We start from the raw sequence: 10346 nt of genomic DNA on the forward strand, positions 1-10346 counted from the left end.
CGGATCTTTCTGCTCAGAAAGCATATCCGAATCCGAAATTCAGATAAATGGGATACATGGCGAATGAGATTGTCTGGAAATCTTTCTGGAAAATATCATTCAGTCCCCATGTCAGGTCGGCGAAAACTTTCAGATGCTTGAATGCTTTCCAGTCAGCACCAGCCTGTACACCCCATTGAAAATGATTCATATCATTATGGAAATCATATGTTGCAATAGCACCGTCCGTGAATACAATCTTCTGTCCCGTAGGGTTTCCTTCCCGAAGATAGCCTTCATATACTTCACCGGAAAAATCCCCGTCCATCAGATACGAGAAATAAGGGCCCAGCTTGACACTCCATCTTTCGCCGAATTTGTGGGTGGCCAGTAAAGGAATGGTTACCAGTGAACTTCTTAATTTGGTCCGTACACCGCCGGTCCAGTTTCCTTTCAACCGGTTCCCGTCGCTGCCGATGATCTCCATTCCGTAGTTTTTCACCGTAGCCCGTGTCGTCATGTTTTTATTTTCCAGTCTCAGTCCGGTGGTCAGTCCCCATTTCTTTTCTGCCCCGAACCATTTGATCGCATTTCCCTCCAGCATGATGGCAAGCGTGGGATTATACGAATCAATACTTCTGATTTCAGCAGGCAAAGGCAGGGGAGAACTTCCTCCGATACTGATACCTGCCCGGACTTCGTATTCCCATCCGTGCAGGGCTGCATTCAGCAACGTCTGATTCTCGTTCTTTTGGGCATAAAGACAGCTTCCGGCAGTAATTATGGCAGCTGTCAGTGCAAGTAAATATCTTTTCATATTCTTGTCAGATTCTGTTTTATGGATCTTGAGTGATCCGTCCGTTTATTCAAAAATCAGTTCCATCTCGTCAATAAGCAGCGTACTTCCCGGTGCACCTTCAAAAGAAGCCCCGTCTTTGCTGGAAGACATGACAATGCCCAGACTGTATTTCCCTTCGGCCAGTTTCTGTGCATCTATTCCCTTTCCGAAGGAATCATAATCAAAGTTGAGGCTGAAGCTGGTCCATTCATCTGTTTCGTGAGCATCCTTGATGCGTGCCACAGCTACCATATCCGGATGAGTATATCCGTTGGACGGCAAACTTCCGTCGAGCATGCTTGTTCCGTTGCTGTTGTCAAAGAAGAACGCATAGATGTCAAAAACATCTTTTTGATCCGTATATGCGCCATTGGCAAAGAACTGTTCGCCCGCCTTATACTTATAATATCCTGTCAGGCGGATCGGTTTGCTATAGAAAGGTATTCCGAACTTGGTTGCCTTGAGCGGAGCAGTCAGAGCGTTTGTCAGGTCAAACTGCCCGATAAACAAGTTTCCGGCTGCGATCGGCATGCCCACAAGGCTTCCCAGGCTTCCTGTACTCCGCGTAACCAGTTTCAGGCATTTTCCGTTCCATCCGTTATCATCCTGTGTAGTCGGATAATCTTTAGCCGCAGCCTGGCTGACTGCCAGAGCATATCCTCCGTTTCCGCTTGCCCAGGTAAGCGAATGCTCTCCCTGCTGTTCATAGAATACATAATAATTGCCCGAAGTCTTGACATTTTCAAAATGATATACCGTCGGTATGTTGGTCGAAGTCTGTTCCGTGACCGACACACTGTAAGTGCGGTGCCATTGTCTGTCTTCCGAAGTCACGGTATATCTCACTGGGGAAGAGAAGTCATGAATGCTCCCGCTTTCCGGACTGATGGTTGCCCCCGGAGTCAGTTCAAAAGTCGGTGCGAGGCTGGAAAGGTCAGTACCTTCCTTCACTTTTATTTCTATGGGATAGGCATTCAACTCATCACTGTAAGGCAGTCCAACCTCAATGGTATTGCTTGCCAGACAGTCTACAGGCAAGAGTGAGCAGGCCGTGATGTCAGCTTCTGCATTGGGAGCCTCTTCCTGGATACAGGAGTTCAGCGTCAGTCCCAGCAGGAAGGTTCCGACCGTTGTTACATACGTTTTTTTCATAGTTTAATCTGTTAGTCTGTTTAGTTTATCCATTATTGCGATATTCCAGTGGGCTCATACCCACGTTCCGCTTGAAATACTTTCCGAAGAATGACATATTTGCAAAGTTCAGTGAATCTGATATGTCCTGTATGGACAGATTGGTAGATTTCAGCTGTGATTTGGCATCCATGATTACCATGGATGAAATGATGTCCACACATGTCTTTCCGGTAACTTGCTTCACAGTCGTGCAAAGGTGAGCATGCGTGATACCCAGTTTCTCGGCATACCAAGCCACGTTTCTTGTCTGGTTATAATGTTGCATGACCAGCTGTCCGAAGTTCCGGCAGATTTGTTCACTCTTTGAAACAGGACTCTTGTCCGTATTCTTATTCTTATATAATATGGATACACCTTTATGTATATCCGCATACAGATTGGGAGCCATTTCTGTTCGCATCTTCTCGGGAAAAGTCTCATACATCCGGATCAGCAGTTTCAGGTAATCCTGCATAACACTTGCTCCCTCCGGTTTCAGCGAGAGGACAGGATGTCCCAAAGTCAGATAAATGGAATCCAGCATTGCTCTGGTCTGATTGCTTTCCTCAATGTATTTGGAAGAAAAGCCCAGAAAATAGATTTTCAGATTCCCGTCCACACGATAGATCTGGAAGATACTTCCCGGAGTAAGCGTAATGATGTCGTTGGGGCGTACCTCAATACGGTTCAGGTTCACTGAGGCATCCACTTCTCCGTCCATGCAGAGCACAAAGATTTCACATTTCAGTCTCACCGGGTAATTGGTGTAGAGGCTGAGCAGTTCCTTGCTGATGTCCGTACCGATCAGCCAGGGTTCAGGTAAATCTATTTTAGGCAATTCTTTTTCCATGTCTCTTTTTGTTTGAAAATATTTCATTTGCAAAGTTAGCCAATTTGAAATATCGGCTATAAAGTAATGCTATAAAATAACATAAAACAGAGAAAATCGGTGTGTTATGTCTTTCTTGAAAAGGTAAAGATAAAGAATAGACCAAAAATAAAATAAATTGACCTTGTGAGGGTGTGTAAAAAGCCGTTACTTTGCAGCCAGATTCAGATGCTGTGGAATTGGTATTTTACAGTGGTAGTTGAGACCAATTAATTAGAGAGATATAAATGAAAACAATAAGAATGAACAAAAATTATTTAATGTTGCTGGCTTTGGTTGCATTGGGATTGTCTGCATGCCGAAGTGACGAACGTACTCCCTCAGGCGGCGGTTATCTTGCTGTCAGGGTGGCAGCTGATAATGAAGTGGTTTCTGCCGCTTCACGTGCAGAGGGTGATGGAATTCCAGATGTCGGAGACTTCAGTTTATCCATAGCCAAGGAGAATGGAGAATTGGTTAGTAAATGGGATAAATTCAGTGATTACGATGCAGAGGCTACAGTCGTTCCGGTAGGAACTTATACAGTTTCTGCTTCTTATGGAGATGCAACAACTGAGGGCTTTGACGGATTGAGCTATGTCGGAAGTACGACTGCCAATGTTGCTGAAGGCGAAACTACTGATGTGACTATTGACTGTACAATCAATAAAGCCAGAGTCAGTATCTCTTATACAGATGCATTCAAGAGTTATTTCACTTCTTACAGTGCTTATGTTTCTTCTTCTCGTGGAAATAAAATTGATTATACAGCTGACGAAACCCGTGCAGCCTATTTTACTCCCGGGAATCTGGATGTTTATCTGAATGTTACTCGTCCGGGCGTTTCCGGTTCAGTGGCTTTGAAGGTTAAGACGCTGGCAGCGGAAGTAAAGCATGAATATCGTCTTACCATGGATGTGGATGCCGGAACTTCCACTTTGAATATTATCTTCAATGATGATCCGGAGAGTACACAAAATGTTGAATTTAATATTTCGGATGCTGCACTGAATGCACCGGCTCCCACTATAGTTGCTCATGGATTTACCTCTGGTGAGGCTATGGAAGTAATGGAAGGTGGAAGCGTAGAAGGTACTTTGCAGGCTTATCTGAATGCGCCTTCTGGTTTGGCCGGTTGTGAATTGGTTACCTCATCCGCAGCATTGAAAGCACAAGGATGGCCGGAAAAGGTTGATCTCATGGCGTTAAGTGCCGAAGATCAGCAGAAGCTGACTGAACTTGGTCTCGTAATGAAAGGTTTGGGAAGTACTCACGATAAGATTGCTACGGTTGAGTTTCAGAATGTAGTACCTTATTTATATTGTACCGGAGACGGAAACGAAGAACACTCCTTTACACTGACTGCTACCGATGTATATGGAAAGACAACAGAAACTCCTTTGGTGTTGAACGTAACGAGCCGTAACAATGGTTTCGCAGTAACATTGCCTGAATCTGTACCTTATGGAAGTAATACGATGAGCTTTACAATGAATTTGGAAGGCGATGCTTCGAAAGTGAAGTTCTATTATTATAATTTAGGTGCTTTTCAGCTGTTTACATCAGAAAATGTCTCAATCTCCAGTGAAGGTACTACACATACTGTTACCTTAACTTATCCGGATCCTTTGATTGATACAGAAAGCGATGTGAAATTTAAAGCACAATATGGCTCAAAGACTATTGAAAAGGCTTTTAAAGTAGAAGATCCTGAACTTACTTTGTCTTTGAAGAACGGTGATGCAGATGTGTGGGCAAAGCATGTGAATTTTCAGGTAAGTTCTAATACCGATGATGGTTGGGTTGCTTCTGCAGATAATGTTATTATACAATATATGGATAATAAAGCCTGGAAGAATGTAAGTTTTACTTATAGTACAACAGGCTATGTAGTAACAGGACTTTCTTCTGGTCAAAGTTATACATTCCGGGTTATTGGTAAAGATGATCAAACAAAGACTTCTGCCTTTGTTGATATTACAACTGAATCGGAGTTATCTGTTCCTAATGCAGGAATGGAAGACTGGTATTATACTCGACCAAGTGGTGTTGAATATTGGGAAGTGTGGTATGCTTGTAAAGATGGAGAACAAGCCGTATGGAATACAATGAATCAATTAACGACCTCTGAAGGTGGAACCTCTGGAGGAATAAATAGGGATAAATATCGTTATAATGCAAATTCTGGTACAATACGTGCTGAAGGTAAAAATGGAGGTTATGCTGCACAGATAAGAGCTGTAGGATGGGGAAAAGGTAATAGTGCAGTTGGTTCTGCCAATGCGAAATATGGTACTGTTGGTGAATTGTATCTTGGTTATTATGATTCAGAAGCAAAGAAGGCTGTATATGATGGAATTGAATTTACATCAAGACCTAAATCTTTATCGTTTGATTATAAGTATACTCCAGGAAAAGGTGGTGATCAATATTATGCTGAAATAGTAATATTGAATAAACAAGGAGATGTTGCGACTGAAATCGGTCGTGGATTGCTTCGAAAAGGTGATTCTGTACAGGAATGGTCGTCTACTAGCGTTGATATTGTATATACGGAAGAAGGAAAGAAGTTAAAAGCAACAAATATGTATATTGTCTTTAAATCTGGAGATAAATCAGATAATAGTTCTTTTAATACTGTGCCTAGTTTTGGAAACCTTTCTAACGGAGAATATGTAGGTAGTGAATTCTTTGTTGACAATATTGTTTTAAATTACGAATAAAAAATAAAGCCTATAAATATGAAGAATATATTTTTAATCTGTTTTACGCTGATGGTCGTACTCTTTACATTTAGTGCGTGCCATAGTGAGAAAATGGAAACAGGAACAACAGGTGTGACAGGGCAGTTGAGTCTGGCTTCCATGAAGATGGAGGTGGATTTGAAAGTTGATACAGTATATCCTCAATCTCGTGCTGGAGTTGATGTAAGTAACTTTCTGCTGACCATCAAGAACAGTCAGGGAGAGCAGGTGGAACAATACACTTACAGCGAGATGCCGGAAATTATTTCTTTACCGGTTGGTACCTATACTGTTGTGGCTTCTTCTGCAGAGGCAGCTACCAATGGTTTTGATGTTCCTTTCTATACAGGTTCAACTGAGCAGTTTACAATTAAGGAAAATGAATTGACAGAAGTTTCTGCATTGACTTGCAGACTGGCCAATGTGATGATCTCAGTTGAGTATGATGAGGAACTCCGTAAACTAATGGGAGAAGATGTGGTAACAACGGTGACAATTAAAGAAAAAACTCAGGATATGATTAAAGAATATTCATTGGATATTCCTTCTTCTGAGACCCGTAAGGCTTATTTGATTGCTCCGGCTTCTGCAGGTTCAATGGATATTACATTGAAAGGAACAATTGATGGAGAATCTGTGACGGAAGTAAAGCGTGTGGATAATGTACAAGCAGGACAGTATAATATCATTAAGTACGTACTTAATTCTGTGGATGATGGCACAAATAGTAATGGCGGGGGAAATTTAAATATTGCTATTAATATAGACTCTTCCATGACCTCTTCTGATGAAACAGTAGGAGTTAATCCGGGAGAAGAACCGGGCATAGATGATTTCCCGACAGACGGAGGAGAAGAACCTGGTGACGGAGATGGTGATGGCGGAGATGAAAGTGGCTCTGAGCAGAATATGCCGACTATTGAAGGGACAAGTTTTAACAAAGTACCTTTTGATATAGATAATGACAGGTTAACAATATCTGGGGATGCTGAATTGCAAGTCACTATTGGGGCACCTAATGGAATTGCTAATTTGTTTGTTGAAATTATTTCTGAAACTTTGGATGTATCAGAAGTAGGATTACCTAAAAGTTTTGATTTGGCATATCCTGGAGAAAACTCAGACGCTCTAAGTGGTTTAGGTTTTCCTGTAGGAGATAAAGTTATTGGTCAGACAGAAGTACTTTTCGATATTTCAAACTTTACTATACTTTTACCAACCTTTAAAGGTAATCATGATTTTAAAATTAGAGTAGTGGATTCTAAAGGTTTGGAAGAGACTAAAACATTAAAATTAAAAGTTGAAGAATAATGAAAATAGCCAATTTCTATATAGTAACGGCCCTTACATGTGTTTCATTTTGTCTTGGAGCATGTAAAGAGGACAGAGATATTGCCGGGGAACAAGGTACGTTACAGTTATCTGTTGGTATGTCCGACAAGATAACTGTTGCATCCCGTACGTTGAGCAGTGAAGAGCAGACTCAACTGGAACAGGCTTGCAAAGTCCGTATTTATAATGAAACCAGCTTGGTACGAAAATATGAAGGAACAGATAATGTACCTTCCAGTATTCCTTTGATGAGCGGAACTTATTCAGTTCGTGTTACTGCTGGTGATTCTGTGGCTGCCTCATTCGATCAACGCTTCTTTGAAGGAAATGAAGAGTTTACAATAACCAAAGGCCAGCAGAGTCCGGTTGAAGTGAAATGTGGTATTGCCAATACTGTATTGGCTTTTACATGGGATGAATCTTTGAAAGAGGCTTTCGAAGGAGATTGTCAGGTTACTGTTACTTCTGCTACCGGTGAACTGGTTTATTCATCTGCCAATGCCGATGCAAAAGGTTATTTCAGCCTGCCTGCCGATAACCGAAAGTTGACATGTAAGTTTACGGCAACTAAACTGACGGGTGGCACGTATGAACAGACTACAGAGTTGACAGATGCACAGCCTGCTACCTTATATAATATGACTTGTAAATATACAGCCACAGGACAAGAGACTACAGGTGGTGCATGGTTGACTTTGAGTGTTGATGAAACCCCATTATCAGAAGAAACTACTACTATTGGGATAAAACAGCGCCCGGTTATCGTTTGTAAGGATGCAGATAATATTGAATATGATTTGGAACAACCGATGTATCTGGCTACAAATACAAAGGGAACTTATTATTTGATTGTATCTACCTCGTCTCCTTTGAAGGGAGCTTTGCTGCAAAATGATAGATTTACAGAGTTTGGAGTTCCGGCTAATAGTATGGATCTGATGAATCTGGGAGGAAAGGATGCCAGTGTAGAAGCTAGCGGAATTTCTTTACATGCTCCAAATGCGATTATGGAAACAGGCGGAACCTGGAAAATCCAGTTCTCTGAAGAACTGATAGCCAAGATGACGGCACAGGAAGGACAGGTAACGACTACTTTGACAGCAACAGATAAGAATGGCAAGCAGCGGATGGTTACATGGAACATTGTTGTTTCGAATGCTACTGTTGCAACCACTGAAGCAATTCCTTATGAAATTTGGACATCCAAAGCTACTCTTCATGGAAAGGTAACCGGTACGTTGGCTTCTACACCGAAATTCCAGTATCGTGTGAAGGGGTCTGGTTCTTCATGGACTACCGTAGATGCAGACTTGACAGAATCAACTTTTAGCAAGGAGATTACAGGATTAACTCCGGGTACAACTTATGAGTATCAGGCAATGGATGGAACGCAGGCATCAACTGTTACCTGTGAATTTACTACAGAAACAGCTTTCCAGCCGGATAATGCAAGCTTTGAATATACACAGACATATAAAGTTTCTACCATGTTAGGTGATAAAGATTGTCTTTTTTTCTATCAAGCAGGAAAGGAAATGTGGTGGGATACGGGTAATACCGGATCTGCTACTGCAGGTAAAAATCTTACTACCCAAGATTCAAAGATTAAGAACTCTGGTAATTATTCGGCAAAATTAGCTTCTGCTATAATAATGAATACTTTCGCTGCCGGAAACTTGTTTACAGGAAAGTTCTTGGGAACTGAAGACTTGACAAAAGGTATTTTGGGCTGGGGACGTCCTTGTACAAGCAGACCTAAAGCTTTAAAAGTTTGGGTTCGTTATACTCCTGGTACTGTGGATAAAGGAGATTCTCATATCTCCGAAGGTGAGACTGATAAAGGAATTATTTATGTAGCTGTGGGTGATTGGAAGTCTTCCGATAGTACATATGGATCAGAATGGCCGATTGTTGTTCGTACGAAAGGGCCTGTATTGTTCAATCCTAATGATGAAGGTACAATAGGGTACGGCGAACATATTTTCACGGAAAACTACGGAACTGAAACAGAGACAAGCTTAAAAGAAATTACCATTCCATTGGATTATGAGGGGTATGGTGGTTATAATAGAAAACCGGAAACTATTTTGATTGTAGCATCTGCCAGTCAATATGGGGATTATTATGAAGGTAGTTCTTCTAGTGTAATGTGGCTTGACGACATGGAACTGATTTATGAATAAACTTCTAGTAAGTGAGTAAGTGAGAAAATTAATATATCTATTATGCTTTGCGTGTTGCGCCTTGGGGGTGCACGCGCAAAGTTCGCAAAAGAAACTTCCGCCTAAAGTCTTTGTTCCTAAAGGACAATGGATAGTCGGAAGTTCTGTTTCGTATTCGGAACACACGGAAAACAACTACGATTTTCTGATTGTAGAGAAAATAAATGCGGATGGCTATTCCTTTAAAGTCAGCCCGATGTTTGCGTATGCATTGAAGGATAACATGGCATTGGGAGGCCGTTTTAAATACGGACGTACCCTGGTAAGAATGGATGAAACTCAATTGAATCTGGATGATGAAAACCAGTTTGACATCAATAACATTTATCAGTTGAAGCATTCTTATTCGGCCATGGCGATTTTCCGGAATTACATACCGCTGGGAGACAGTAAACGGTTTGCTCTGTTCAGTGAGACACAGCTGGAAGTTGGAGGAAGTCAGTCAAAGGTTGCCAACGGAGAAGGAGAGGCACTGACGGGTACATATTCCAAGTCTACGGACTTGGGATTTGGAGTCGCTCCCGGTCTGGTGGCTTTCATTAATAACTATACGGCTGTGGAAGTCAGTGTCGGTGTACTGGGAGTCAATTTTGGAAAGAAAAGACAGGTCACCAATCAGGTAGAGACGGGAGAACAGTCGTCTACTTCTGCCAATTTTAAGATTAATATTTTCTCAATAGGTTTGGGAATTGCATTTTATTTGTAAACATGATGAAATTTTTATATAGTTGTTTCTTTTTGTTTGCGTGTCTGAGTTGTCTGCATACTCATGCTCAGGAGGCGGATTCCCTGACTGTGGTCCGGGGAGACTCTACGATCCGTTATAAGCTGGTCGTTGTCCACGATACGGTTTATGTTCCGATTCCGGAAGCACAAATGCCGGTTGACTCTTCGCGCATTATCCGTACGAAGCCAGTAGGGCGGTATGACCGTGGTATCATTAATTACCGTTTTGTCCCCAAGCACAAATGGATTGGTGGTGTCACGGTTTCAGTATTTAATTTTGAAAGTGACAACAGCCGTCTGTTGTTCTCCTTGCTCAAGGATATTGATCTGGATCTTCGCACGCTGTCAGTGAATCCTTTTGTCGGATATGCAGTAGCTGATAATGTGGTCGTGGGTCTGAAGTTTGGTTATTCACGTATTTCAGGCGGTATCGATAATCTGGCATTGAATATTGAGGTATGGAT

At 41.8% G+C, this 10346-nt stretch carries 7 protein-coding genes and 1 pseudogene; 5 read left to right on the forward strand and 3 right to left on the reverse strand.

Annotated features, from left to right (window positions below; genetic code table 11):
- Positions 1-13: 13 nt before the first annotated feature.
- Genes BACCOPRO_RS15895 through BACCOPRO_RS15905 form a run of 3 tightly spaced genes read right to left on the reverse strand, consistent with a single transcriptional unit; the run spans position 14 to position 2840 of the window.
- Positions 14-796, reverse strand: a complete 783-nt coding sequence (locus BACCOPRO_RS15895; RefSeq protein ID WP_008145245.1) for a porin family protein — start codon at positions 794-796, stop codon at positions 14-16.
- 45 nt (positions 797-841) lie between these two features.
- On the reverse strand, positions 842-1969 hold the full coding sequence (locus tag BACCOPRO_RS15900) for a PCMD domain-containing protein (protein WP_008145246.1): 1128 nt from the start codon (positions 1967-1969) through the stop codon (positions 842-844).
- A gap of 25 nt (positions 1970-1994) precedes the next feature.
- Positions 1995-2840: a helix-turn-helix domain-containing protein gene (locus BACCOPRO_RS15905; protein ID WP_040311591.1), complete on the reverse strand. Its 846-nt coding sequence runs from the start codon at positions 2838-2840 to the stop codon at positions 1995-1997.
- A 266-nt stretch (positions 2841-3106) separates the two neighbouring features.
- Between BACCOPRO_RS15905 and BACCOPRO_RS15910 the strand changes: the two genes are divergently transcribed.
- The 5 genes and pseudogenes from BACCOPRO_RS15910 to BACCOPRO_RS15930 all read left to right on the forward strand — a co-directional run.
- The gene (locus tag BACCOPRO_RS15910) at positions 3107-5581 is read left to right on the forward strand and encodes a DUF4493 domain-containing protein (protein ID WP_008145248.1); all 2475 of its coding nucleotides are present in this window, start codon (positions 3107-3109) and stop codon (positions 5579-5581) included.
- An 18-nt stretch (positions 5582-5599) separates the two neighbouring features.
- Positions 5600-6913, forward strand: coding sequence for a DUF4493 domain-containing protein (locus tag BACCOPRO_RS15915; RefSeq protein WP_008145249.1), 1314 nt, complete (start codon positions 5600-5602; stop codon positions 6911-6913).
- Entirely contained in the window at positions 6913-9117 is a 2205-nt protein-coding gene (locus BACCOPRO_RS15920) for a DUF4493 domain-containing protein (protein ID WP_008145250.1), read from the forward strand. The genes BACCOPRO_RS15915 and BACCOPRO_RS15920 overlap by 1 nt, the downstream gene beginning before the upstream one ends.
- Positions 9118-9184: 67 nt before the next feature.
- On the forward strand, positions 9185-9862 hold the full coding sequence (locus tag BACCOPRO_RS15925) for a hypothetical protein (protein WP_008145251.1): 678 nt from the start codon (positions 9185-9187) through the stop codon (positions 9860-9862).
- 2 nt (positions 9863-9864) lie between these two features.
- Positions 9865-10346, forward strand: a pseudogene (locus BACCOPRO_RS15930) (hypothetical protein); the annotation flags it as partial.

It is taken from the genome of Phocaeicola coprophilus DSM 18228 = JCM 13818, from assembly GCF_000157915.1.
In the GTDB taxonomy this organism is placed as follows: domain Bacteria; phylum Bacteroidota; class Bacteroidia; order Bacteroidales; family Bacteroidaceae; genus Phocaeicola; species Phocaeicola coprophilus.

Bases quoted from the DNA above. Each gene is read 5' to 3' on its own strand.
- BACCOPRO_RS15900 (WP_008145246.1), bottom strand. From the start codon at position 1,969: ATGAAAAAAACGTATGTAACAACGGTCGGAACCTTCCTGCTGGGACTG.
- BACCOPRO_RS15915 (WP_008145249.1), top strand. From the start codon at position 5,600: ATGAAGAATATATTTTTAATCTGTTTTACGCTGATGGTCGTACTCTTT.
- BACCOPRO_RS15905 (WP_040311591.1), bottom strand. From the start codon at position 2,840: ATGGAAAAAGAATTGCCTAAAATAGATTTACCTGAACCCTGGCTGATC.
- BACCOPRO_RS15910 (WP_008145248.1), top strand. From the start codon at position 3,107: ATGAAAACAATAAGAATGAACAAAAATTATTTAATGTTGCTGGCTTTG.
- BACCOPRO_RS15895 (WP_008145245.1), bottom strand. From the start codon at position 796: ATGAAAAGATATTTACTTGCACTGACAGCTGCCATAATTACTGCCGGA.
- BACCOPRO_RS15920 (WP_008145250.1), top strand. From the start codon at position 6,913: ATGAAAATAGCCAATTTCTATATAGTAACGGCCCTTACATGTGTTTCA.